General features: G+C 42.0%; 18 protein-coding genes. 4 read left to right on the top strand and 14 right to left on the bottom strand.

Annotated features, from left to right (window positions below; genetic code table 11):
• Positions 1–125 precede the first annotated feature (125 nt).
• Positions 126–422 (bottom strand): helix-turn-helix domain-containing protein, encoded by a 297-nt coding sequence (locus tag FDK13_RS19885; protein ID WP_137341756.1) that lies wholly within the window; start codon positions 420–422, stop codon positions 126–128.
• Between the two features lie 243 nt (positions 423–665).
• Between FDK13_RS19885 and FDK13_RS19880 the strand changes: the two genes are divergently transcribed.
• The 3 genes from FDK13_RS19880 to FDK13_RS19870 all read left to right on the top strand — a co-directional run bounded on the left by FDK13_RS19880 (position 666) and on the right by FDK13_RS19870 (position 3,840).
• A complete protein-coding gene (locus FDK13_RS19880; protein WP_137341755.1) occupies positions 666–2,012 on the top strand; it encodes a Gfo/Idh/MocA family protein in 1,347 nt (448 codons plus the stop codon).
• Between the two features lie 382 nt (positions 2,013–2,394).
• Complete coding sequence (locus FDK13_RS19875; protein ID WP_137341754.1) at positions 2,395–2,778, top strand: T9SS type A sorting domain-containing protein; 384 nt, start codon at positions 2,395–2,397, stop codon at positions 2,776–2,778.
• A 198-nt stretch (positions 2,779–2,976) separates the two neighbouring features.
• Positions 2,977–3,840 carry an AraC family transcriptional regulator gene (locus FDK13_RS19870; protein WP_137341753.1) on the top strand — a complete coding sequence of 288 codons (864 nt, stop codon included), beginning with the start codon at positions 2,977–2,979 and terminating at the stop codon, positions 3,838–3,840.
• A 5-nt stretch (positions 3,841–3,845) separates the two neighbouring features.
• On the opposite strand, the gene FDK13_RS19865 is transcribed toward FDK13_RS19870, so the two are convergent.
• The 13 genes from FDK13_RS19865 to FDK13_RS19805 all read right to left on the bottom strand — a co-directional run bounded on the left by FDK13_RS19865 (position 3,846) and on the right by FDK13_RS19805 (position 23,884).
• A complete protein-coding gene (locus FDK13_RS19865) occupies positions 3,846–7,394 on the bottom strand; it encodes a VCBS repeat-containing protein (protein WP_170982854.1) in 3,549 nt (1,182 codons plus the stop codon).
• 144 nt (positions 7,395–7,538) lie between these two features.
• Positions 7,539–9,107 (bottom strand): RagB/SusD family nutrient uptake outer membrane protein, encoded by a 1,569-nt coding sequence (locus tag FDK13_RS19860; protein ID WP_137341751.1) that lies wholly within the window; start codon positions 9,105–9,107, stop codon positions 7,539–7,541.
• 9 nt (positions 9,108–9,116) lie between these two features.
• Entirely contained in the window at positions 9,117–12,170 is a 3,054-nt protein-coding gene (locus FDK13_RS19855; RefSeq protein ID WP_137341750.1) for a SusC/RagA family TonB-linked outer membrane protein, read from the bottom strand.
• Between the two features lie 266 nt (positions 12,171–12,436).
• Positions 12,437–13,783, bottom strand: a complete 1,347-nt coding sequence (locus tag FDK13_RS19850; protein ID WP_137341749.1) for an alpha-L-fucosidase — start codon at positions 13,781–13,783, stop codon at positions 12,437–12,439.
• A 51-nt stretch (positions 13,784–13,834) separates the two neighbouring features.
• Entirely contained in the window at positions 13,835–15,565 is a 1,731-nt protein-coding gene (locus FDK13_RS19845) for an alpha-L-fucosidase (RefSeq protein WP_137341748.1), read from the bottom strand.
• Positions 15,562–16,851 (bottom strand): L-fucose:H+ symporter permease, encoded by a 1,290-nt coding sequence (fucP, locus tag FDK13_RS19840; RefSeq protein WP_137341747.1) that lies wholly within the window; start codon positions 16,849–16,851, stop codon positions 15,562–15,564. The genes FDK13_RS19845 and fucP overlap by 4 nt, the downstream gene beginning before the upstream one ends.
• Positions 16,848–17,204 carry an L-rhamnose mutarotase gene (locus FDK13_RS19835; RefSeq protein ID WP_137341746.1) on the bottom strand — a complete coding sequence of 119 codons (357 nt, stop codon included), beginning with the start codon at positions 17,202–17,204 and terminating at the stop codon, positions 16,848–16,850. Before FDK13_RS19835 ends, fucP begins: the two co-directional genes overlap by 4 nt.
• Before the next feature lie 6 nt (positions 17,205–17,210).
• Positions 17,211–17,978: an SDR family NAD(P)-dependent oxidoreductase gene (locus FDK13_RS19830; RefSeq protein WP_137341745.1), complete on the bottom strand. Its 768-nt coding sequence runs from the start codon at positions 17,976–17,978 to the stop codon at positions 17,211–17,213.
• 26 nt (positions 17,979–18,004) lie between these two features.
• Positions 18,005–19,231, bottom strand: coding sequence for an enolase C-terminal domain-like protein (locus FDK13_RS19825; protein ID WP_137341744.1), 1,227 nt, complete (start codon positions 19,229–19,231; stop codon positions 18,005–18,007).
• 557 nt (positions 19,232–19,788) lie between these two features.
• Positions 19,789–20,610 (bottom strand): helix-turn-helix domain-containing protein, encoded by an 822-nt coding sequence (locus FDK13_RS19820; protein WP_229216121.1) that lies wholly within the window; start codon positions 20,608–20,610, stop codon positions 19,789–19,791.
• A 126-nt stretch (positions 20,611–20,736) separates the two neighbouring features.
• Positions 20,737–21,768 (bottom strand): SDR family NAD(P)-dependent oxidoreductase, encoded by a 1,032-nt coding sequence (locus tag FDK13_RS19815; protein ID WP_137341743.1) that lies wholly within the window; start codon positions 21,766–21,768, stop codon positions 20,737–20,739.
• Positions 21,769–21,927: 159 nt separating this feature from the next.
• A complete protein-coding gene (locus FDK13_RS19810; protein WP_137341742.1) occupies positions 21,928–22,767 on the bottom strand; it encodes an SDR family oxidoreductase in 840 nt (279 codons plus the stop codon).
• Positions 22,768–23,005: 238 nt separating this feature from the next.
• Positions 23,006–23,884 carry a helix-turn-helix domain-containing protein gene (locus tag FDK13_RS19805; RefSeq protein ID WP_137341741.1) on the bottom strand — a complete coding sequence of 293 codons (879 nt, stop codon included), beginning with the start codon at positions 23,882–23,884 and terminating at the stop codon, positions 23,006–23,008.
• A gap of 150 nt (positions 23,885–24,034) precedes the next feature.
• Here FDK13_RS19805 and FDK13_RS19800 point away from each other — a divergent pair, with 150 nt between their 5' ends.
• On the top strand, positions 24,035–24,979 hold the full coding sequence (locus tag FDK13_RS19800; protein ID WP_137341740.1) for a helix-turn-helix domain-containing protein: 945 nt from the start codon (positions 24,035–24,037) through the stop codon (positions 24,977–24,979).
• The last annotated feature ends 44 nt before the right edge of the window (positions 24,980–25,023 follow it).

The following is a 25,023-nucleotide window of genomic DNA, read 5'->3' as shown; positions in this document are numbered from 1 at the left end:
AGTCATATGTAAAACTAAAAGTTTTTCTTCCCTTAGCTTGTTAGGCAGCTAATACTCCTATACACTTTGGACCCGACATCCCTATCCAGTCTGCATAAACCCATATATCTTTCTTATCCGCCATATTACGATTTTCCGATCAATTCCAAGTCTTGCAATTTCCTTCCCAACACATCGTCTGCTGCCAATTTCAAAAAATCATCCTGCAATCCAAGTACACGAAGCACATTAAAATATGCTCCTAAGGATACACTGGGACTACCTTTTTCAATATGATACAATGTAGTACGGTCGATACCTGCCCTTTCCGAAACCTGGATAGTAGTTAACTTGCGTCTCTTCCTTGCCAGTTTTATATTTTCGCCCAACTGTTCAAGTATTTTTACAAATCTGGGGAGAAGTGTTTGTTTCCTGGAATTCATAATGTTGATTATTATATACAAAATTAATATTTTTGTTGAAAATAAACAACAAAATATTAATACTTTTGGTATCAAACTCCTTAAAGCATCAGACTGTAATTTTTCTGTAAGGTAAATCTACTCACCCCATTCCAAGTAAATTTCCTCCAAATTCGCCTTCCTTTGAAATGACGTTCCGGGAAAATGTTCTTTCTTAAAACATAGAATTTCCGATATCATTAAAAACGTATTTCAAATCATTTTATGGAACACAGAAGGGATTTCTTAAAGAAAATAACGGTGGCTTCCACAGGTATTGCCATAGGCGGCTCCGCATTTGGATTCAGTGCGAAAAGCTACAATCGTATTATTGGTGCCAATGAACTTATACGTGTAGCAACTATTGGTGTCAATAGCAGAGGAAAAAGCATGTCGGCCACATTTGCCGGACAGAAAAATGCAGAAGTTGGTACGGTTTGCGATGTTGATTCCAGAGCAATTCCATTGGCAATCGAAGAGATCAAAAAAGTAAAACCGAATGCTACGCCCAAATCAGAAAAAGATTGCAGAAAAGTACTTGAAGACAAATCCATTGATGCAATCTACATCGCGACGCCCGATCACTGGCACGCGCCACTGACCATCATGGGTTGTCAGGCAGGCAAACATGTGTATGTTGAAAAACCGCTTAGCCACAATCCAAGAGAAGGCGAACTGGCCGTAGAAGCAGCTCGAAAATACAAACGGGTGGTGCAAATGGGTGCCCAACGACGTTCCGCTCCCGTTTTGACACAGGGAATTAAAGAGCTTCACGAGGGAATAATTGGCCACGTTTATCTTGCAAAAACCTGGTATACCAACAACAGGAAATCGACCTTTCTCAAACCAGGCACGGTTCCATCCTGGCTGGATTATGACCTGTGGCAGGGGCCGGCGCCAAGAATGACCTACAAAGAAGGGCTGATCCATTACAACTGGCACTGGTTTTGGCATTGGGGAACCGGCGAAGCGCTCAATAATGGCACCCACGAAGTGGACGTAGCCCGCTGGGGACTTGGCGTAGATTTCCCAACCCGGGTAAGCTCGGTCGGTGGCAGATATGAGTTCAAGGATGATTGGGAGACGCCAGATACACAAGTCGTAGCAATGGATTATCCTGGCCGCGTTTCGTTGTTATGGGAGTCCAGAAGTTCAAATGGAAGAAAAATTGAAGGGCTTGACCGGGGAATTATCTTTTATGGCGAAAACGGAAGTCTGGATACCGGCGGAGACAGTTACACGGTTTATGATCTTGACGGCAAAAAAATAAAGGAAGTAAAAGCGGTGGATCAGGCGACGGATATACAAGGGCGCAATACGGCCAGCCCAAGCCTGGGCATGGACAATCTGCATGTGATGGATTTTTTGGACGCGATCAAAAATAATCGTAAGCCCAATTGCGATGTCGAAATCGGATTTAAAAGTGTTGTAGCCATGCAGCTTGGCAATATTGCCTGGCGTGTAGGAAGGGATTTGAAAATCGATCCGAAAAATGGTCACATTATCGGTAATTCCGAGGCTGAGAAATTATGGTCGAGAGACTATGAAAAGGGCTGGAAACCGGTTGTTTAATATATTATTTTCTAAAAAGCCGGAGGGATCAAATCGCTGACCTTCCGGCTTTTCTTTTGTTGAGTAAATCAGAAAAATCTCTTTTGAATTGGCTCCCGATTTCTTCCTCTCCTTTCCATAAAAAGATAACCCCGTTAAGACACTTTCGAAACTTTACCGGTGAAACCCACTTCTTTCCCTTTCAATCCCTAAAACACATCGACAAATACATAATCACCTCATTTTAAACACACTAACTAACACTAAAAGACATAAACCCGCCCTTTATCACGGAACTTTCACTCTTGGTCGAAGTGAATTTTTTGCTGTTGTTTTCAGCTGTATCCTTGCATCATCGGAAGGCAGCAAACGCTGCCGGCAAAACATTTAAACAACAGATATCATGAAAACGCCAACTCTTTTTTTATCCGCAGCATTCTCTCTTATGCTTTCATTAAGCAGCTTTGCAGGAACTACAAAATCAGAAGACAATAACACAGCACCCGACTCAAATAATCAAATTGCAGTCACTTCTTTTGTTTCAGGGAAAATTGATGTTACGATCAAAAAATCAGAAGGAAAAAACAGGCTGATCCGGCTGATCGACCAAACCGGAAAAACGCTTGCCAGCGTAACCGTTAAAAATGATGAAGATACCCGTACCCGTTTCGACCTGAGCAATCTTACCGATGGCGACTATGTGGTCATTATCACAGACGGTACAACGAAGTTTATCAAACCAATCACGCTTAATACCAATGATTTCAGAACCGTTAAAATGGGTTAATCCCAAAATACAATACGAAAAATGCCATCACGACGTATCTGTGATGGCATTTTTGTTTTAAAAGAATTCAGACAAAATAGACTGCCATGAGCACTTCTTAAATATATTATACAAATTTATTGCCGTTTAATCCAGTAAGTCCGCTCAAATTGATCTTTACTATTATATGGCTGAATAACCGATCAAATCTTTTAAGAAATGAAAGCGACCTTTGCACTTTTACCTGATTTTGCCCAGGCACGCAAGCCGTTTTTGGTAAAAAAAATTGTGAGGCCCTACTTTTCAACGGATTTTCACTTTCACACCGAATGCCAGCTCGTACATATTTTGTCGGGCTCCGGCACACGTATTATCGGCGATTCCATTGAACATTTTGAAGAAGGTGACCTGGCTTTTGTCGGCCCAAATGTGCCGCACGTTTGGTATAGTCAATCGCAGTCTGCTCATGAATCTATGTCCGTCGCATTGTATATTAATCCGGAAGCGGTTAGCGAAAAACTCGAAGGACTGATCGATACAAAAGAGCTGCGGCGATTTTTTAAGGAGTCCGAACGGGGAATCAGTGTTTGCGGTGTAAAAAAGGCGCTGATTACCGATATTCTAATGCAAATGCCTGAACAAAAGAACATTGAATTATTGGCGTCATTCATACAAATTTTACATTACCTGCTTGATCCGGAAGAACTTGTCTGGCTCAATGTACCAAATCTGCTATCGGTTTACAATGTCCAAGCTCCCGGCCGTGTGCACAAACTGATGCATTTTATACAGCAGAATTTCAAGCAGGAAATCACCTTACAGCAGGCCGCATCGGTATCAGGATTGCAGATCCACTCTTTTTGCCGGTTTTTTAAATCTCTTACAAACCGGACCTTTTCCGATTTTTTGAACGAAGTCCGTATTGGATTTGCGAGCAAACTTCTGCTGCAATCAGACCTTCCTGTCACGCAGATTGCACTTGAATGCGGTTACACCAATATCTCTTATTTCAACCGATGCTTTAAGAAAATCAACAAAGTGTCTCCAAAGGATTACCGGAATTCCAATCAGATAAAAAATTAAATACCTTAATTACGGCCATTATAAACGGTTCTGCCTTTGCCTTTGTTATCAAAGAACTGCACCGTTTTTATTGTATCAAAAATACGTACTGCATTTTCCTGCTGCGACAAATAACCGGCACTGTATGAGAATTCCTGCTTTTGTCTGGTACCGTTTTTGAAAGTGATCAACGCATAAGAATCTCCCGGCTCGGCTCTGATAATTTTCGTAAGCGGCTGATTATTATTTCTCAAAATATTCAAACTGTCTGCATTCGCTACGACCAAAAACATTTGTTGTCCTTTGTTGTCATAAAGTGAGCCAATACCTCTGGTGGCACAGTGAAGAAACAAACCACTTTTTTCAGCATCGACCGCTTGAAAATTCCCTTTTCCGTCACCTTTTAGCAGCAGTCCAAGTGATGCGTCCATAAAACCATAAACCACTTCATTGGAATGAGAATTTCCTGAGATGAGAATATCGAGTTCTCCATCATCATCGAAGTCGGTAGTCAGAATGCCAAAAATGCATGAAAACTGGGCCTGGGACGGCAATGATTTTACCTCAAATTTGCCGCCGCCCTTATTGATCAAAATACAGCTTTGGAAAGTATCTGCACTGTAATGTTTTGCCTTAGCAATGACATCCTTATTGAAAATATCGTCCAGATGTGCCTTACTGAAAGGCTCGTAGGTACCAAATGTTTTTTTGAGAATCGGCATCGAACGGAAAAGATCATCACGGTATGTGACAGGATAGCTTTTTTTCTCACCCGAATTATCAACAATATAATGAGTTGCCAGGGGTTTAAACCTTCCATTTCCTGCAAAATCTCCATAGTAAAGTTCCAGCGGCTGGTTGGTGGATGGACGGTAATCAACGTTATTTCCCATGTTTCCCAGCACATAATCCATGTCGCCGTCATTGTCCAGATCGGCCGGATAAATGCTGTTCCACCATCCGTTTACATTTGCCAAACCTGTTTGTCCTGTAACATTAACCAGCTTTCCTTTTTGATTTTTAAAAAAAGTCGGCGGCATCCATTCTCCAGCAACGATCAGATCTGTCCAGCCATCATTATCAAAATCAGTCCATACGGCTGCATTAATCATTCCGGCATTTGTCAAACCGGGTGCAAGTTCTTGGGTGACATCTTTAAATTTCCCGTTTTCATTAATCAAAAGATAACTGCGCGGTGAGTCAGGATAAGTACCCGATGAAATTGCGCCTGCCCGGAAAAGATCGAGATCGCCGTCTTTGTCAAAATCTGCTGCGATCACACAACTTCCGCTCGACGTGGTAAACGGAAGCGAGCCAGTTTGTTTTTTGAAATTCCCGATTCCGTCATTAATGTATAATCGGTCATTGTAAGCACCGGGCTCATTTTTGAATTCACTCCCGCCACTGACCACGTAAAGATCCAGATCTTTGTCATTATCAGAGTCAAAAAACAAGGAGCCCATATCTTCAAATTTCGCGTCCTCGTTATTGATTTGTTTTTGTTCAAATACGCCCTTTTTTCCCTGACTAAATAGCGTTCCGGAAATCCCGGCAGCCCCGCCGATGAAAAAATCCGTTCCGTTTTTATTGTCGGCATCACCAATGGCAATACCCGGCCCTTTTCTGGAATACATTGAAAGAAGCAATGATTCTTCAACAAAATCATTGAATTCATTTTCAACGTGCTTGAAATGAACGCCATACAAATCATTAACATTCGTAAATATCGACTTTCCTGCTATAAACGGGAAAGGCGATTTGTTGGTCGCTTTACTATATTGCAACGTCAGACTCTGATTTGCTTTTACCGATTTAATCGTTTGTGATTTACCATCCGGCCAAAGAACCGTAACAGAATCCGCTTTCGTATTTTTGCCTAAACCAATATGCAAAGGCCCGCTCATGCTCGATAAATAGCCTTTGACAGGGGAAAAATAAGTATAGAATTTCTCGGCACCACAGTAAACCGTGATAGCCGCTCCAATGGCATTTAAGTTTTTGTCACTACCCTTTAAAATCAATTGAAGATAGTTGTTTTTCAATTCCTGAGATGATGCTTTATTTTCAAAAACAAAAGCCTTTTCATTGATGTTGTTGACAACAAGATCCAGATCTCCGTCATTATCCAGATCAGCATAAGCCGCTCCATTGGAAAACGAATCATACTTTAAACCCCAGGATTTTGTGTCATTTTCAAAAGACAATCCGTCGGTATTCCGGTACATATAATTTGACAATTTCACTCCTTTTAAAAGGCTCAGCAACTCTTTTGTCCTGTTTGCTTTTACCTCATTGGTACCAAACATGTTACTGTCAGTATTGTAGCTCAGAAAATCCAGATCGGTAATGTCTTTTACAAAACCATTTGTAATATACGCATCACGGAAACTGTCATTATCAAAATCAGCCAAAAGTACTCCCCAGCTCCAATCCGTCGCATGAACTCCTGCAAACTGTGCTATATCAGAAAAAAAGGTTACCCCGTTTTTGTCTGTTCCCTGGTTAAGCTGTAAAGTATTTCGCATATACTGATCCACATAACCAGCCTTTTTGCGCAGGAAAAATTTCTCATAATCCGCCTTGGCGATCATCGTTTTTCGGCGCTCATTATTTTCGGGAAGCATGTCTATGACCATGATATCCGGCTTTCCGTCATTGTTAATATCTTCAATATCAACCCCCATTCCATTATAAGTCTGGTGGCGCATACTTTCTTTGGCCGACTCTTTGAAGGTTTTGTTTTTCTGATTGATAAGCAATTGATCGTTGGGCATGAAATCATTGGAAGCGTAAACATCAGGCCAGCCGTCACCATTCAGATCGTTGACAGCAAGACCAAGTCCATAACCTTCCTGAACAATTCCTGCTTTTTTAGATACGTTTTTATATAATGGATGTCCGAGTGTGTCACCAACATTTTCGTATAAAATATCGGTTGTTCTTCCTCTTGTAATCGGATATGTATTAGGGACGATAAGTGTTTTTTCAACATCGTCCACATCATTGGTCAGCAGATACATGTCCAGATCACCATCACGATCATAATCCAAAAAGGCAGATTGTACGCAGAACAAACTGTCATTCAGACCGTAACCTGCGGCATCTTCTTTAAATGTCAGATTTTTCTGGTTGATGTAAAGCAGATTATGATGTTTTCTGGCAAAACGAGGTCCTGCTACATTGAGATAAATGTCCATGAAGCCATCATGGTTGATATCAATCACAGATACACCCATGATCCAGTCTGTGGTCGTTAGACCGGCGGAAGCGGTAATATCTTCAAACTTCATATTGCCTTTGTTAATATAAAGCTTGGAGGAAACCATATTTCCCGTAAAGAAAATATCGGGCAGTGAATCATTATTAAAATCAGCGATACCAACGCCGCCTCCATTGTAACAATAATAATAAGTGAATGTATTGATGGAATCACTTTCGTTGACCTGATTCACAAAATCAATACCGGTATCATCCGGCGACAATTTACTGAAAAGCTCAGAGCTGCTACGCTTACAGCCAGCCGCCAGAAGCAGAAAAAAAAAGAAAGCACCAATTCGCAAGAAGTTTTTTTCCATCACACTCAAAATCATATTTAAAACGAAACAAATCCCTACGCGGACACAGGGATTTGTTTCATTTGGAAAAGCAAGCTTTTATAATCTCAAAACGACATCTGAAGGTTTTGAAAATAACCTACCAGATCGCTTTCAATCAGACATTTAATTAATATAACCCGGGTTCTGTTTTATTTTCGGGTTTGCACTTACATCATTAAATGGTATTGGTAAATACTCATTTTTCCCTTTAATAAACTTCCCGCCGCTATTGGAACGATATTCCGGATGATTCAAGAATACATCAGCCATCGTACCCCAGCGAAGCAGATCAAAAATCCGGTCACCTTCCAGAGAAAGTTCAAGAACTCTTTCATCACGAACGGCTGTGCGGAAAGTGGTCTGGGTAAGTCCTGGCGTAATTTCGGGCATATTGGCACGTGCTCTCACCTGATTGATAGCGGCATAAGCAGTCGCATCCGGACCTGTCGCCTCGTTTTGTGCTTCTGCATACATGAGCAGTACATCAGCAAGACGGATCATTCTGCGGTTGTTGGAAGCATACCACCAGGAACCCGGAACGAGCGAACTTTCCCGGTCATAATTCAAATATTTACGGTCCCAGATTCTATTGGTATCTGCACCGGTCATTTTTGTTTTGAAAGCATCCTGATAAATTTTTGCACCCGGATAATTCCAAACCATCGTTGCATAAGCACGTGGATCTATCTTTCCATCCTTGGTTTTTTGTTTCATAAATGCATCAAAAACCCATTTATTGACAGAAATACTACCCTGGCTCGAATACGCTGGCGGAGCAATATCCGGCTCATATGCCTGTCCTCTTCCGACGTTTGGCGTACCACTTGTACCCCAGCTGGCATTTACGTTACTTTCATATTGCAGCTCCCAGATCGACTCGGTATTGTTGTTGGTAGCCGTCAGGAAATTGTCCTGATAATTGGTTACCAACCTATAAAGATTTGGCTTATCGATAATTTTCTTGAATTCCGCAGCGGCGTTAGCCCAGCTTTTGGTAAACAAATAAGATTTTCCCAACAGACCGGTAGCGGCTCCCCAGGTCGCTCTTCCAACATCTTTTGCCTCCACTGTTTCGGGCAGTGAGCTTTGTGCAAGTTTTAAATCGCTGATGATCGATGCCCATACAGCTTCCTGCGTTGCCTGTTCAACAAACAAATCGCTAACCTGTTCAACCGGCGTGGTTATCAATGGAATATTCCCCCACATGTTCAGCAAATAAAAATGAGCGAGTGCCCTCAAAAAAGACGCTTCGCCTAAAATTCTTGTCTTTTGCGCAGCATCCATGTCAATTTTTGGCACATAAAACAGTACCGAATTGGCTCTGGCCACAATCGCATTCAATTCTCCCCAACCTTCACCAACACGGCCATCGGTTGGCACAACGGTGAAAGTCCCTGGATCATTTACCGCCGGCCAGGAAAATGCATTAGCATCATCCCCGCGCTGAATGGTAAGAATCCCGCCAATCATACGTCCCCATCCCTGCGTTGTTGTTAGCGGACCATAAACGGCAACCAATCCTTTTTCGGCATCATCCGGTGTTTTCCAAAAATTGGCTGTACTTAAAGCATTTGGGTTGGTCAGATCAAGATCGTCCTCGCTGCAAGTCTGCGTCATAAAAACGATCACCACGAATACCAACGGAAGAACAAGAAACTTGCCCTTATTTGCCCTGTTGAATATATTTTTCATGTCAGTAAATTAAAAGTTTAAGTCAATCCCTACACTCACAATTCTCGCATTTGGATAAGCCGTCTGATCCACGCCGTTGTTTAGCAAATCTCCAACTCTATTTGGATTACTGCCTCCATTGCTATTACGACCAACTTCCGGATCGTATCCTTTGTACTTGGTGAAGGTCAAAAGATTTTGTCCGCTTACGTAGAAACGGGCGTTGCTAACCTGGATTTTACGAAGAATTCCCGCAGGCAAAGTGTATCCGATCGTCACGTTTTTAAGACGGGTATAGGATCCGTCCTCAACATAAAAGGACGACGATCTTTTGTTATTGGCCGGATCCAGCTGGGTAGCTCTTGGAATGTCCGTATTTGTATTTTGCGGCGTCCAGGCTTTTAACACCTCAGGACTTTTATTGCTCCCGTAGTCAAGAATGTACTGAAAACGTCCTTTGGCATTCCAGATTTTGTTGCCATATACGCCCTGAAAAAACACACCAAAATCGAAATTTTTATACGTTGCATTGAAATTCAACCCATAGTTGAATTTCGGAAAAGGACTTCCAAGATAGGTTTGTTCTTTACTGAATTTAAAATCACCAGCTCCTGCATCCGTACGGCCATCTTCGGTTGCTTCCTGTTTGGTTTGATAAATACCCAAAACCTTATATCCATAAAAACTTCCGATTGGCTGTCCAACATCCGTACGCGTAGACTGCAGGGATTGCTGGGTAAAACCACCCGCAATAATTGGGCTCACGCCATCTCCAAGACTGATTACTTTATTTCTGATCGCACTGAATGTTCCGGTAACACTGTATTTAAAATCGTTGTCATTTTTATTAGGCTTGATGTACGTTACAGCCATTTCAAATCCCTTATTATTGATTGTAGCTGCATTTTTTGTCAGTGTACTCCCGCCGCCTCCATAGGCCGGAATTGGAATATTAGCAAGTACATTCGATGAGGTTTTATCAAAATAATCAGCAGAAATCACGATCGATTTTCCAAGCATACTCAAATCCACACCAACATCACCAGTTTTGGTAGATTCCCATTTCAGCGCCGGGTTCACGTATTGCGTCACAGCAATTCCTGGCTGTGCACCTCCTGCGAAATAGTAATCCGAAGTAAGGTTAAATGTTGGTGAAGTCAGGTAGTTGTTAATATTCTGAGAACCCAGCGTTCCGTAACTTCCTCTTACTTTCAGGTCATTAACCACAGCATTCTTTGGAAAAAACGATTCCTCGCTTACACGCCATCCCAGCGAAACAGACGGGAAAGTTGCAAAAGTATTGGATGGATAAAGGAATTTGGAAGAGCCATCTCTACGGATCGTTGCGGTTAACAGATATTTTGATTTGTAGTTATAGTTAATCCTCGCCAGTGCCGATTGCAAAACAAATTGCTGCAAATCACCCGTGGTATTAACCGTTCTGTTAATCGCTGCATTAATTACTCTCAGATCGTTCGAAGGGAAATTAGCAGCTGTTGCACCCAAACTTGTAGCGTTACCATTTTGTGAAGTATACCCTATCAAAACTTCAAAATTATGGTCTCCCAGCGTTTTGTTGTAGGTTAATGTATTTTCTACCAAAGTAGTGAATGACTGCGTGTAAGAATCATTCAATGTGGCTTGCTGCTGAAATGCCTCCTGAGAATTACTCATAAAAAAGGCCGGTGTGAAATCATATTGACGATAAACCGAATAGTCAAGACCGACATTAAGTTTGTATTTCAATCCGTCAATAATCTCGTATTCAAGACCAATATTTCCCAGTATCTGATCTGTTGTGTAACGATTATCATCCAGATGAGCCAGACCATACCAGTTTACAACGCGGGAAACACCTGCAAAAGCAGGATCCAGACCTGCATAACCTCCGAGATTTGAAGGATTTTTAACAGCCATGGTTGGCAAAGGACCTGTTTCCCGGCCCACATACGTATTAGGATTATTTACACCTCGTGACAAACTCAAAGATTCAGTAAACTTAAAGCGGCCTTTGGTAAACACCGAGTTTGCGCGCAGGTTATATCTTTTGAAATACGAATCCGTTGCAATTCCCTTTTGATTAAAATACTGACCCGAAATAAAATATTTAGCTGTATTACTTCCGCCGGAAAGACTAAGATTGTAATCCGTCATCGGCGCAGAACCTAATTCCAGATTTTGCCAATCTGTGTCAATGGTTGGGTCAAATTTTGAATCATTACCTGGTGCATGAGGCTGGCCGTCGTTGTCGTGAGCCATATTATTCCAGTCGGCATACTGACGCGCGTTCAAAAACTTCAATTTTTTACTTGGGCTTTGGATACCTCCTTTTATATTCAGGCTGATTTTTACGTCTCCTGCTTTACCCGATTTTGTCGTTACCAAAACAACACCATTTGATGCCCTGCTACCATAAATAGCGGCGGCCGATGCATCTTTAAGGACTTCCATTGATTCGATATCATTCGGATTTATATAGGCCATCGACGCAGCAATCATCCCATCGATAACGTACAAAGGCTGGTCATTTCCGAAGGTTCCTGTACCTCTGATCACGACTGCCGGCGCTTGTCCGGGAGCACTACCACCATTTTGTACGGTAACTCCGGCCAGTCTTCCCTGTAATAAACTGGATGCATCAGCAGCAATAACGGTTTTAAGATCACTTCCCTTTACACTGCCCACGGCACCGGTTACGTCACGTCTTTTTTGGGTACCATATCCTACTACGACAACCTCATCCAAAGACCGGTTTTCACTGGTCATTTCAACGGATATTTCCGACCGGTTCCCAATGGTTTCTTCAAGGGTTTTGTAGCCGACAAAACTGAAAACAAGTACGGCGTCCTCAGGTTGGGTTTCAATATTAAATTCTCCTTTTTCATCTGTAACGGTACCGCGCTGCGTGCCTTTAACGACAATGCTCACACCTGGCAAGCCTGCACCCAGCCCATCTTTAACTTGTCCATAAATTGCCCTGGCATTTCCAACCGGCGAATCGGGGAGCAGAGTACGCGCACCTTCCGCAAATGTTGCCCCCGAAAAGGCAACAGCGATAATCAACTGGTATAATAAGTATCTCATAGGTTAAGGTATAGTTAAATTATTGATATTTTCATAATTTTTAACCAATTAATTCAATTCAAAAATTAATATAAAATTTACATACAATCCAGGTGATGGATTTTGCATGCATCTCATCAAGTGATTGGACTGGCCTAAATCAACTTTGGATTATCTGATGTGTTATGAAAGTTTTGTATATGCATAGGCGGCTACCAGTAAGTTGAAACTTCAATCGATGATTTGTTTTAATTTAAAAGCATTCATTATTCCAAATCAGTGAGTAGTTACTTTTGAGTTATCGTTGCCAGATTTCCTGTATCCGCCGAAGTTTCCAGCGCAAGAACGTAAGGTAATTTCTGGTCCTTATTCAGGATAAGTTTCAAGGTTCCGTTTTCAACTTTTACTGTAATATTCTTACCGTCATTCAGGTATTTGGCCTTTATTATTTTCACTTCCGAAGGAACCGGAATGGTTAAATCTGAAAGGTTTTTATTCAAAATGTGAATGAAAATGATCTTTCCTTTTCTGGTGGAAACAAAATCAGGTGTCGGTTCGTATGGTCCACCTTTGGTACCGTAAATTGCCTCTCCATTTTGCTTCATCCAGTCTCCCATTTGTACTAAAAGATCGGCTTGACGCTGCTCGAAACGTCCATCCGGCATCGGGCCGACATTATAAAGTAAGTTGCCGCCACCGCCAGCTGTCCTGATCAAAGTTTCCAGACTTGTTTCCAGCGGCTTCATTTTGTCATTAGGTTTCCAGGCCCACTGTTCGCAGATTGTCATGCAGGTTTCCCAGGGTTCGTTTACGTTGTAAGCTCCAATACGCTGTTCCGGCGTGGCATAATCGCCGGCGTATTTTTCCTGATTAGCATGATTTTGTACTTCTGTTCCCTGAAATCCTTTATCAATCCGGTCGTTGATAATCACATTACTTTTCAGACTATGCAGATAAGCGTACAGGTCCATGCCCATTTCGTGCGTCAGACATTCTTCCCAGCTGCCATCAAACCACAATACTTTGGGATCATAATTGACAATGATTTCTTTCAGCTGATCTTTCATATACTGCACATATTTTGGCATAACAGACCCCGAAACTGGTCGGGGATCGCCGCCGTAACGTGTTGCATAATCCGGATGATGCCAGTCGGCCAGGGAATAATAAATCCCGAAATCAACTCCGTATTTCTTGCAGGCGACTGCCAGCGCTTTTACAATATCTTTTTTATAAGGCGTTGACATGATGTCATAATCAGTGAATTTGGAATCAAAAAGGCAGAAACCATCATGATGTTTGGCGGTGATAATAAAATACTTCATGCCGGCATCTTTTGCCGTTTTGATCCATTTGTCTGCATCAAAAAGCACCGGATTAAACTCCTTATAAAGATTATCATAATCTGAAATCGGAACGATTTTCCCTCGCGACCAGCCGATCTCCGTTCCCCTCAAGGTTACAGGTCCCCAGTGCAAAAACATGCCAAATTTATTTGACTGAAAACGAGCCATCGCCTCTTTATCCGGATGCAGATCAGGATATGCTTCGCCTCCTCCTCTTAGCTGCGCCGAGCCGGGAATTGAAATGATTAAAAAGAGTAATGATGCCGTTAGGATTTTGTAAAAGTTCATCGCGACTATATTTTTATATTTTTGTTTGAAACCGGTTTATCAGCAGACGGGTCACTTTTCCGGAGGAAAAAGTTCAAACTCGTTTACGCCAAAATATCTGTGATATTCGTTGATGACCAATCTGAATTTACGGGCTGTAACAGGCTTAATTTCTTTATTCCAATCGCCCATTTTAGTATCCGCTGCCAGACTAACCCAATCTTTTCCAGCCAGATACTGCACCTCAAATTTTTTGATTTCCGAGTCACTATATCTGGATTCTCCAAGTTTGATCCTACCTACCAGCTGCGGTTTTCCCAGGTCTACTTCCAGCCAGCCCGAAGGTTCGTACAAAGCCAATACTTCATCAGATAAATAGTGAATATTCTTACCATAGATCTTGTCAAAATCAATATCTTTTCTGCGGCCTATTTTCCAGCTTGTTTTAGGATTATCATCAAATGCAGCGGAAGGATCATGGTAAAACTGTCCGACAGAACTGGATGCGCTGGCCGTTTTGCCATAAGCCATTGAGCCGGAAGTTGAAAAGGGAATGATGGGATTTATTGTCGACAAATCCTTATCCATCGTTAAAACCGCAATGGTTGCTATCGAGTCAATCTTACTCTTTGGAAAACTTAATTTTAAACCTTTGCCACTTTGCGTGAAATCAAGTTTTGTTCCATCCAGCAAAGTCGCATTTTTAACTTTTGAAGAAATGGCAGGAAGTATTAATTCCGTCCGGGAATCAGTCAATAAATGAATGTATAACTTATTGCCCTTGAAGGAACTGACATAATCCCTGGAAGGCGTATAAACACCACCTTTTGTATTATAAATGGCTAGCTTATTTTTCTCAATCCAGCTTCCCATTTCACGCGCACGGGCAGCAAAATCAGAAGGAAAAACCCCGGAGCTATCCGGACCGATATTGAAAAGCAAGTTCCCATTTCCACCGACACAGCGAAGCAAGGTATGAACCGATTCTTTCAGACTACGTGGATGATCGTTGAATTTCCAGGCCCATTGATGACCCAAATTTGTGCAGGTCTCCCAGGCGGTTTTACCATAACCGGCTACAAATCCTTCGGGGGTAGCATAGTCTGCATATTTTCCAACATAACCGTGCGACTCATCGGGAGTGAAAGGTTCCAGCCGGTTATTTATGATAATTTCGGGCTGTAATTTTCTTGCCAGATCAAATACTTTTTTGGGAGCAACAGGACTTGGCCAGCCTTCAAAATCAATCCATAAAAGGCTTATCTTTCCATAATTGGTAAGCAATTCACTTACCTGATTTAAAACTCGCTCGGCAAAAACATCATTCGTTTTAGGGTTACGACAATCAGGATCTTTCCAATCGGCCACGGAAAAATACCAGCAGATTGGCATATTGGCTTCATGTGCAGCCTGCGCGAGTTCTTTACATAAGTCGCGTCCAAACGACGTATTCATGATGTTGTAATCCGTCGTTTTGGTTTCAAAAAGACAAAAGCCGTCATGATGTTTCGCGGTTAGCACGATGTATTTCATTCCCGAAGCTTTCGCCAGCGCCACCCATTCTTTTGCGTTGAATTGTTTGGGATTAAATCTTTTATAAAGAGCATCATATTTTTCAGCGCCATATTCCTGGCGCGACCAGCTGATTTCTTTTCCAATAAGCGAAACAGGCCCCCAGTGAATAAATAAGCCCATTTTGGAATCCTGCCACCATTTTAATCGTTCCGAAAGCGGCATCTGGTTTTGCGAAAAAACCTGAAAACCGAAACTTGCCAGAAGTAGTGTGAGAATAAATTTTTTCATAAAACCGGACTATTGAAATTTATATTTTCAGATTGCTTTTCCGCATTAATCATCAAAATCCTATGACCGGATTTGGCATAATAGACCAGATAAGCATAACAGATGACAGGAATAATAAAGGCCGGTTTGATTCCATACGAATCGGAAACAAGACCCATAATTGGCGGAATAATGGCTCCGCCGACAATACTCATAATGATAAGCGAAGAACCCGTTTTGGTATGAATACCAAGATCTTTGATGCTGAGCGTAAAAAGAATAGGATACATCACGGAGGTAAAAAGGCCGATCAGGGATATTGAATAAATGGAAATATAGCCTGTATTTGAGATTGAAATAAAAATCAGAACGATCGCTGCAAGAGAGCAGACCGCCAGCATTTTAGACGGATTTAAACTGCGAAGCCAGTAAGCGCCTGCAAGTCTGCCTATCAAAACCAACGCCATATAAAAAGTAATGAACAAAGCCGCGTTCTGTTCTGTCAACGAGGCAATTCCGGACGATTTTGCGTAGCGGATCATAAAACTTACAATCCCGACTTCCGCTCCCAGATAACAAAAAACTCCCAAAGCACCCAGAACGGTATGTCTGAATTTGAACACCGATTTTAAACTGCCAGCCGTTTCATCGCCTTGTTCTATTTTTGGAAGTTTGATAAAATAAAGCAGCAGTCCAATTACTACAAACAGGCACCCCAGGCTCAGGTAAGGCGTTTTGACAAGCTGCGCTTCTGAATCCAGATATTGATTAAATTCAACAGGATCAAACTTAGCTACGATCGACGGAGAAACTTCGGTTGCGTGAAGTAAAAACCGGCTTCCAATAAATGGTCCGATCGTTGCACCCACAGAACCCACAGCCGAAGCCAGACTTAACCTGCTCGATGCACGGTCGGGATCTCCAAGTACGGAAATGTAGGGCGTCGCGGTAACTTCCAGAAATGTAAACCCCGCCGCCATAATAAAAAGCGCACCCAGAAAAAGTGGATAATAGCGGGTTTCAGCAGCCGGAAAAAACAAAAAAGCACCGGCAGCAGCAGTGAGCAGACCAGTGACCATTCCAGCTTTGTAGCCATATTTACTTATAAATTTTCCAACAGGAAGTGCCAGTAAAAAATACCCTCCAAAAAATGCAGACTGCACCAAAGAAGACTGGAAGTCAGTCAATTGGCAGGCTCTTTTAAGATGTGGAATCAATATATCGTTGATGTTGCGGCTCAGGTTCCAGATCAACATCAGGCTCATTACGACCAGCAAAGGAACAACCACGGTGTTTTTATCTTTCATTGGATGTGGTCGTTTAGTAGAAAAACCGGTGTCATCGCTGCCCAATGTTCATCTGCTTTGGCTTCCGGAAGTTCTTTCTGGAAACTTGCCATAAGCGTTGCCCATTCTGGTTGTCTTGGCATGGTACCCATTTTTTCAAAAGCCGATTTCAGGCTTGTATTTTCCTCATAATCAACAATCATGAACAACCTTGTTCCAACCCGGTAGATCTGCATGTCGACAACTCCGGCTTCCCTGATTCCCACAGGAATTTCAGGCCAGATGGATTCCGGGCGATGAATTTGCTCATATGCCAGGATCCGATTCTCGTCATCGATAAGGTCCAGAGCCATACAGGTTCTTTGTATTGACATGATCTTTTATTTTTTATAACCCAGTTCAGCACCACCACTGACCGGCATAATACAACCTGTTACAAACCGCGCCGCATCCGAAATCAGAAACAACGCAACATCGGCGATTACATCTCCTTCCGGACAAAAACCGAGTGCATGAATATTGTCCAGATAATTTTCGATCTGTGCTGGATCCGACTGCTCGCCTGCCCATTTTCTAAGCATCGGCGTCCAGACACCAGCCGGGCAAACGGCATTAACCCTGATTTCAAATGGCGCATAATCCAGTGCCATCGCTTTTGTGAGCCCGTTCATTCCTCCTTTGGTAGCTACATAAGCGGCATGATTGTCCTGACCCATTTCACCGACTATACTGCTGGTATTCAAAATGCAGCCTTTTGTTTTTTTCAAAGAATTGATCCCAAATTTCGTTGTCCAGAAAACACTTTTCAAGTTTACAGAAAACAGATTATCCCACTCGTCCTCAGATGTTTCATCAATCGGTTTGGAAGGACTTGCGATTCCTGCATTGTTATGAATCGCATTAATTTCTCCAAATGCTTCAATCGTTTTTTCTATCGACATCCGTACATCATTTCCCAGCCGGACATCGCCAACACAGACAAGCAAATCCGAACCTTCAAATTCTTTTACAATTTCATTTAATGCAATTTGGTCAGAATCCATTACACCCACTTTGGCACCTGCTTTCAGATATGCTTTCACGCATTCCCGTCCGATGCCGGCAGCGCCTCCTGTAAGAAAAATCACCTTATCAGCTAATACACTCATATTTTAAAACTCTTTTTTTGATTATTTTAATCTTTCAGATCGCTGCTGCTGCCTGGCGTTTGTGGTATCTGGTAATAAGCATCAACAATCTCTGCCGGATTGTCAAAATACTGTTTTAAATGAGGGATATGTTCCAAAAATAAATGCTCATGATTCATTCCAATGTGATTAAAAAGCACCAGATGCTGGTGAATCTGACCCATATCACCAACGTGCGGAACCACCGGAATCCCCATACTTTTAGAGAGCAGACTGATTGTAAGAAACTCGGAAATACCTCCTACCCTTACGGCATCAACCTGACAAAAATCCATTGCTTTTGCCTGAAGAAAGTTTTTAAAAATTATTTTATTAGGGATATGTTCTCCGGCTGCAACTTTCAAAGGCGCAATGGTTCTGGCAATGGTTTGGTGGCCAAAAACATCATCCGGGTGCGTTGGTTCTTCAATCCAGAAAGGATTTATTTCGCCAAGCCGTTTGCATATATCCAAAGCCTGCGGAACATTCCATTTCTGGTTGGCATCGACCATAATGGTAGCCTCATCACCGGCCGTTTTCCGTATCAGCAAAGCCCGGCGAATATCCCGTAAAGGATCGTCAGAACCGACTTTCAGCTTTAAAGCAGTGAAACCATTACTAATCGCTTTCTTCGTATTTTCGACTATTTTCTCATCCGAAAAATTAAACCATCCTACGGAAGTGTCATATCCTTTGTAACCCGTTATCAAAACATCCTTCCTGGAATTACGGGTAGACAGGTTGTCTGTTAGCAGCGCTATAGCTTGTTCTCTGGTAAGCACTTCTTCCAGATAACTCAGATCTAATGTATTGACAAGTTGCTCGGGCGTTAGATCCAAAAGCAATTTCCAAAGCGGTACCTGACGGGATTTAGCCCACAGATCGTAACAGGCATTCACAACGGCCGCCAATGCAAGCTGAACCACACCCTTGTGCGGGCCAAGCCACCGGAATGAGGGCGAATCGACCATACCGCGATAGACTGTTCCAAAATCGGACATGAGCTCTTCGATTTCCCGTCCGACCAACCCAACTGAAAGATATTCAATGGCTTTACAGACCAAATCATTTCCGGCACCCAATGTAAATGCCAAGCCTATACCTGTCGTCTGCGCGTCTGTATTAAGACAACAAACAGCATACGCATATTGCGGCGTGGTGTGTGTTGCATCCGAACCAACACCCTCGGCAAGATCAAATCTTTTATCCTTTATTTCGATAGATGTAATATACATTTAGAGTAATATGTCAATATGCTACCAGTGAAAAGGACCGTAAAAAACAATTTATCTTAAGAGAAAATACCGCATTTATCCTGAGATCAGACACCTTATAATGAGCAACATAAAAGTATATTCAGCTTAAAATGTTCCTAAGGGCTTTTCTATCCGGCTCATCACTTACAGATATTGTACAAATATATTACCGTTTAATCCACTAAGTTGATTTCAGATTGATATCTTGTAATACTATGTTTGCATAACCTTTTAAATTTTCAGGCACTCAACTGCCCCGACCATTATTAACCGGTTTCACATTGGACTAAAAGTGATTTTCACTGCTAAAAAATTTACCTTTACCCGGAGCTTATATTTAGAAGCTATTTCAAAAAAAATGAAGAATTATATACTGGCCGACCTGCGAAAAAAAGATTTACTGACTTACAAAAAGCTGTTGTCCTAACTTTTGTCAAGCTCAACTTTATGTATCATTTCAATTAAAAAAGAAAAATTAACTGCCGATTGAATAATCGGCAAGGAGCCAAATCTGACCGTCAGAAGTTAGTAAAATTTCAACCCGTAATTCCGGTTGGAGCGTAACCGTAACGTTTTCGAAAGGCATAGCCAAAATGGGAAAGATTTTCAAATCCGGCTTCAAGATAAACATCTGAAGGTTTGCGGTTCTTTTCGCGGATCTGGTAATGCGCCAGTTCTAACCGCTTTTCCATAAGCCATTTTTGTGGCGTAGTCCGAAAAACCTTTTTGAAGTCACGCTTGAACGTAGTCAGGCTGCGCCCAGTCAGATAACCGAATTTATCCATCGGCATATTGAACATATAATTCTGCTCCATAAAATCGACAAGACTTATTTTTCCCGGCTCGTCAAAATTTGCCAGCAAATGATCGATATCGGGATCAATGGTTCGGAGAATCGTTATTGCTTCCTCTATTTTGATGGAAGCAATAACATCCGGCAACGATTCATTCAGCTCAAAATAAGGAATTAAGGAGGCAAGACAACTTTTCAGCAGCGGATGCTGGCCGAAAGTGTGAAATTTTGGAGGCTGCATCTGCTTGACGTCAACCTTATTTTTGGCATAAAAATCAGTTAACCGGTTTTTGGAAAGATGCATAACTGCCGATTGATGAGGCAAACCGTCTTTGGGATAATTAATGACCGTCACCAGCTGATTCCGCGGAAACAGCAAAATATCCCCGGCTCCAAACCAATGCACATGATCCCCGTGCACAATCTTGGTTTCTCCTGAAATAAACCATACCAGCAAGTGTTGCTCAAAAAGCACATCGGCTTTGTAAAACTTAGTATCAAAGCTCGATAGCTTTAAGTCCGGGTGAATATAGTATGCCTGATGCGCCACGATTTTTAAAGCCATAGTTACAAAACAAAACTCGGGATAACCGGTCTGTAAAACAAATAGTACCGGCATCAACATTCCAAAAAAGGCAGCGTGTAAACCCTGCCTTTTTTTAGTTAGAATTCGATATTAATTGACAAATTTCTAATTTGCCTGAAACGATATCCCCGTCAGCTCCTCACTCAATGTCCACAATCTTTTTGCGTTTTCAGCATCGATGGAATAAGGTTTCACCCCGCGAAGTGTTGACGGATCGTTATAATTATGGTCAATGTTTTCAAGATCCAGTTCTGCTACCTCTGCATTTTCACAATATATTCCGCCCAGATTATTTAGCTGTGGGCTCGTTGCACACCAAACGGTTGTAGCTGCACCTTGTGAAATAGTCTTTAACTTCCTGGCCACATCAGGATATAAATTACCTTCTGCATCATGCGTTCCCATTTGCTGAAATAAATCCATGGGGGCAACCCGCCCCAAATCAGTCCCGTTAACAGATCCCGGATGAAGTGAAAAGGCTCGAACGCCTGCCCCTTTTCCACGACGGTCCAGTTCTACTGCAAACAAATTATTTGCCGTTTTGGATTGACCATAACCTAATAAGGTTTCATACTCGCGGTGTTCAAAATTGGGATCTTCAAAATTAAACGAGGCCATTTGATGACCAAAAGAAGACACTACTATCACCCTTGCGCCAACTGCTTTCTTAAGGGCAGGCCAAAGCCGGGCGGTAAGCTGGAAATGACCCAGGTGATTTGTGGCTAACTGAGATTCATAGCCTCGTGCATCACGTTGCAAAGGTACCCACATGATACCGGCGTTATTAACCAGAATATCCAGTGAATGATTGGCACCGAGGACTTTTTCTGCAAAAGCGTCAATGGATGCAGTATCCATCAAATCCATTTTTTCAATGATCACATTGCGAATCCCTTCCAGGTTTTTTGCGGCTTTGTTAACATCACGGGCGGGCACAAGAACCTTTGCCCCTGCTTCCACAAAAGTCTTTACTGTTTCCAAACCTATTCCTGCATATCCGCCGGTTACAACTGCGATTTTTCCGCTAAGATCAATTCCTTTAATGACATCCGCCGTGGTTGAAGTAGCCGTAAAACCTGAACCTATTGGCTTTTGCAAGGTCCCGTTATAATTGTCTAAACTTGTTTTTTGTTCCATGATTTATGTATTATTGTTTGGAACAAAAGTAGGCGGATCAGGTATGGAGGGTTTTGTTTTAAAGGCCGATTTTCTTTGTTTTAAGGACCACTTCCAATCAGATTACTTGATTGGAAAAGTTTACTATTTTAGAATGCCAGATTGGAGATCTACTGACTGTCATGATTCGTATGACAGCGAAGTTGACAGCTCACGATAGGCATCAATCTCTTTCTGCCTTTCTACAACTTGCTGTTCGGCGATGCCGATGGCATCTGCACCTGCAATAAAGCGATGCGGTGGATTTTCATGATTTGAGATGATCATCAGAGCTTCGGCAAGCTTGACGGGATCTCCGGTCTGCTGGCCATCTGCGCCATTCCAAAATTGCATCTGCTGTGTTCTGCGTTCATTATAATCGACTATGACTGGTTTAGCATAGGTTGTCGACTCTTCTGTAAGAAGCTCGGTACGGAAGAAACCGGGATTGACAAGAATCGTGTGAATACCAAACGGCTCGACCTCTGATTTTAAAGCGTCCATCCAGCCTTCAATACCAAATTTCGAAGCTGCGTAGGCAGTACAAAACTCAAAACCTACCAGGCCGGCACTTGATGAGATCGTAATAATTTGCCCCGAACGCTGTTTGCGCATAAGTGGCAGAACAGCCCGCGTAACCTTCATAGGCCCAAACACACTAACGGCAAACTGCTTTTGAATCTGGTCCATTGTCAGCTCTTCAAAGTAGCCTGCATAAAAACTTGCCGCATTATTGACCAGTACATCAACGGCTCCAAAACGCTCAACCGCAGCTTTAACGACTGCTTCCGCATCATCAGAATTGGTAACATCAAGTTTTACGATCAACAAATTTTCAGACGCTCCCAGTGCTTGTTCCAATTTTTCAGTATTACGCCCGGTAGCCACTACTTTATGACCGGCAGCCATAGCAACTTTTGCGATGTCAAGGCCCATCCCACGCCCGGCGCCTGTGATAAGCCAAACTTTTTGCTTATTCATATTATTATTTTCTGTTTAGTTTGAGAGCTATTAAATCCAGATCCCCGATTATCCTAATGACTCAGATCGAGAACTGATAACGATACAAACTTACTGCAGGAAACAGATGGAGAGTTAATGATATTCAAACAGATCATTACGACATTCAAACAAATAGTCCGACAATTAATTCATACGCAATCTCATTAAGTTAAGCAAACAATTTAGCAGGCGGAAAACTACTGCTTCCAAATAAAAATCAGGCATTTTGCTCCCGAAGCAAGGTCGGACTGCTGCCGGTTTGTTTTTTGAAAAAGTTATTAAAGTAGGTAGGATATTCATAACCAAGACTATGCGAAATCTCGGCGATATTCCAGTCGGTATGAACGATTAAAGCCTTTGCTTCCAGAACAATACGTCCATTTAGATGCTCCGTTGTGGTTTTGCCTGTTACTTCTTTCAAAGCACGATTGAGGTGATTAACATGAACGGATAATAACTCCGCATATTGGTTCGGCGCTCGTAGTGTTAAAGGCCTTTGAAGGTCCACAGGAAACTGTCTGTCGAGCAATTCCAGAAAAAGAGAAGAAATCCGTGTTGACGCGTTCTGATTTTCCAAATAATTTGTTACCGGCTGCATTTTTATGGCTTCATGCATAAGCACATTCAAATGATTACGTAGCAACTCAAATTTATGGACATAATCGGAATGAAATTCTTTGTGCATATTTTGGAAGATCTGCAAGATGTAAGTTACCTGTTCAGGGCTTACATAATAAACAGGATCCGCTCCCAGCCTGAACAGAGGAGAATTTTCAATCGCAAAATCAGAATTCGTATCTTGCAGGAATTCTTCTGTGAACAATACAAAATATCCTTTTTGTTCTTCTGATATCGGTTCCCAGGAATAAGGGATTCGCGGATTTGTGAACAACAGCGCAGGCTTATCGATCAGTATACCCTTATCCGCATATTCCAGGCGGCTTGTTCCAAATTGAAGCGTTATCTTATAAAAGTCCCTGCGGTTATAAGGTACGGGTTTCGCCCGGAAGTCGTCACATTCGTAAATATTAAACCTGCTTCCGGCATTAGGTAATTTGTCGCCAAAATATTCGCTTACAGATTCCGGTTTTTTCATGAATCATGATTAATATATTCAAACCATTTGTTTTACAAAAATAGATAAACAATTGCGACAAAGAAGAAATTATCAAGGTTGACGATATAACATTTCATTATCACAACTAAAGACAGAAACTTATTTAACCGAAATCTTGTAACTTCCAATATGGAAAAGCCAGATATCCCACGTTTCGCATTAGAGTCATTTGCCAGGGTAAATTACAAAGTCCCTTTTCTAAAAGTACAGCACTACCCGCTCGATGCAAACTATTTCAGTATAGAGAACAGGGAAAATTATCCTGTGGTTGACTACATTTCTCCTAACCGCAGGCAGTTTTTCAAGATATTTCATATGACAGCGGGAACAGGAGTACTTACTGTCGGGTTGCATCAATATACTCTCGGTCCGGGTGATATTGCATTTTTACATCCGGACGAAATCATGTCCTGGCAGACAACCTCCGAAGAAACAGGCGGGCACTTTTGCCTTATTCATCCCAAATACTTTGAACGCGATGCCGACCATATCCTGCAATCATTGCGAATGTATCCCTATTTCAAAGCTTCAAAAGCAGTTATTCAATTGTCGGCAAACCAGTCAGCAATGGTCAATCAGCATTTCAAATCAATTGTAGAGGAAGAAAAAAGTACGAATGATGATAAAAAACAGGCCATACTTCTGCATCTGCAAATGATACTTCTGGAAGCGCAGCGGGCCGGTAAAATCCTGGCTGATGCTGCTGTACCTGAAAGTTATGGCTATATCCACGGTTTTTTGTCACTGCTTGAATCTTCCTTTCAGGTTCATGGACAGGATGTTTCTGTAAAACTTAAGACAGCCGCTGAATTTGCGGGACAACTCCATGTGCACCCCAATTACCTGAATTCCCTGGTTAAAGAGCACACCGGCAAAACGCTAAGAGAACATATTCAGGAACGACTGATGTATGAAGCCAAGACATTGCTTTTACAGACGGACTGGGATATTAGCAATATTAGCAACGGGCTGGGATTTTCAGGACACGCTGCTTTTACTTCCTTTTTCAAAAAGAAAGAGCACATTTCTCCCTCCATTTTCAGAAAAAGCGTCCTTTCACAAGTAAATAGTTGAAAATCGCAAGTATCCCTATGATTTGGACAAGCGCTTATCTGGCC

Origin of the sequence: Dyadobacter frigoris (genome assembly GCF_005280585.1) — a bacterium.
In the GTDB taxonomy this organism is placed as follows: Bacteria; Bacteroidota; Bacteroidia; order Cytophagales; family Spirosomataceae; genus Dyadobacter; species Dyadobacter frigoris.
The sequence above is the reverse complement of the archived record's forward strand: the minus strand, read 5'-3'. Positions and strand labels throughout refer to the sequence as shown.

Excerpts from the sequence above, each read along its gene's own strand:
- FDK13_RS19885 (WP_137341756.1), bottom strand. The coding sequence starts at position 422 with ATGAATTCCAGGAAACAAACACTTCTCCCCAGATTTGTAAAAATACTT.
- FDK13_RS19825 (WP_137341744.1), bottom strand. The coding sequence starts at position 19,231 with ATGTATATTACATCTATCGAAATAAAGGATAAAAGATTTGATCTTGCC.
- FDK13_RS19855 (WP_137341750.1), bottom strand. The coding sequence starts at position 12,170 with ATGAGATACTTATTATACCAGTTGATTATCGCTGTTGCCTTTTCGGGG.
- FDK13_RS19810 (WP_137341742.1), bottom strand. The coding sequence starts at position 22,767 with ATGAATAAGCAAAAAGTTTGGCTTATCACAGGCGCCGGGCGTGGGATG.
- FDK13_RS19800 (WP_137341740.1), top strand. The coding sequence starts at position 24,035 with ATGGAAAAGCCAGATATCCCACGTTTCGCATTAGAGTCATTTGCCAGG.
- FDK13_RS19805 (WP_137341741.1), bottom strand. The coding sequence starts at position 23,884 with ATGAAAAAACCGGAATCTGTAAGCGAATATTTTGGCGACAAATTACCT.
- FDK13_RS19870 (WP_137341753.1), top strand. The coding sequence starts at position 2,977 with ATGAAAGCGACCTTTGCACTTTTACCTGATTTTGCCCAGGCACGCAAG.
- FDK13_RS19820 (WP_229216121.1), bottom strand. The coding sequence starts at position 20,610 with ATGGCTTTAAAAATCGTGGCGCATCAGGCATACTATATTCACCCGGAC.
- FDK13_RS19850 (WP_137341749.1), bottom strand. The coding sequence starts at position 13,783 with ATGAACTTTTACAAAATCCTAACGGCATCATTACTCTTTTTAATCATT.
- FDK13_RS19830 (WP_137341745.1), bottom strand. The coding sequence starts at position 17,978 with ATGAGTGTATTAGCTGATAAGGTGATTTTTCTTACAGGAGGCGCTGCC.
- FDK13_RS19845 (WP_137341748.1), bottom strand. The coding sequence starts at position 15,565 with ATGAAAAAATTTATTCTCACACTACTTCTGGCAAGTTTCGGTTTTCAG.
- FDK13_RS19860 (WP_137341751.1), bottom strand. The coding sequence starts at position 9,107 with ATGAAAAATATATTCAACAGGGCAAATAAGGGCAAGTTTCTTGTTCTT.
- FDK13_RS19880 (WP_137341755.1), top strand. The coding sequence starts at position 666 with ATGGAACACAGAAGGGATTTCTTAAAGAAAATAACGGTGGCTTCCACA.
- FDK13_RS19865 (WP_170982854.1), bottom strand. The coding sequence starts at position 7,394 with ATGGAAAAAAACTTCTTGCGAATTGGTGCTTTCTTTTTTTTTCTGCTT.
- fucP (WP_137341747.1), bottom strand. The coding sequence starts at position 16,851 with ATGAAAGATAAAAACACCGTGGTTGTTCCTTTGCTGGTCGTAATGAGC.
- FDK13_RS19875 (WP_137341754.1), top strand. The coding sequence starts at position 2,395 with ATGAAAACGCCAACTCTTTTTTTATCCGCAGCATTCTCTCTTATGCTT.
- FDK13_RS19815 (WP_137341743.1), bottom strand. The coding sequence starts at position 21,768 with ATGGAACAAAAAACAAGTTTAGACAATTATAACGGGACCTTGCAAAAG.
- FDK13_RS19835 (WP_137341746.1), bottom strand. The coding sequence starts at position 17,204 with ATGTCAATACAAAGAACCTGTATGGCTCTGGACCTTATCGATGACGAG.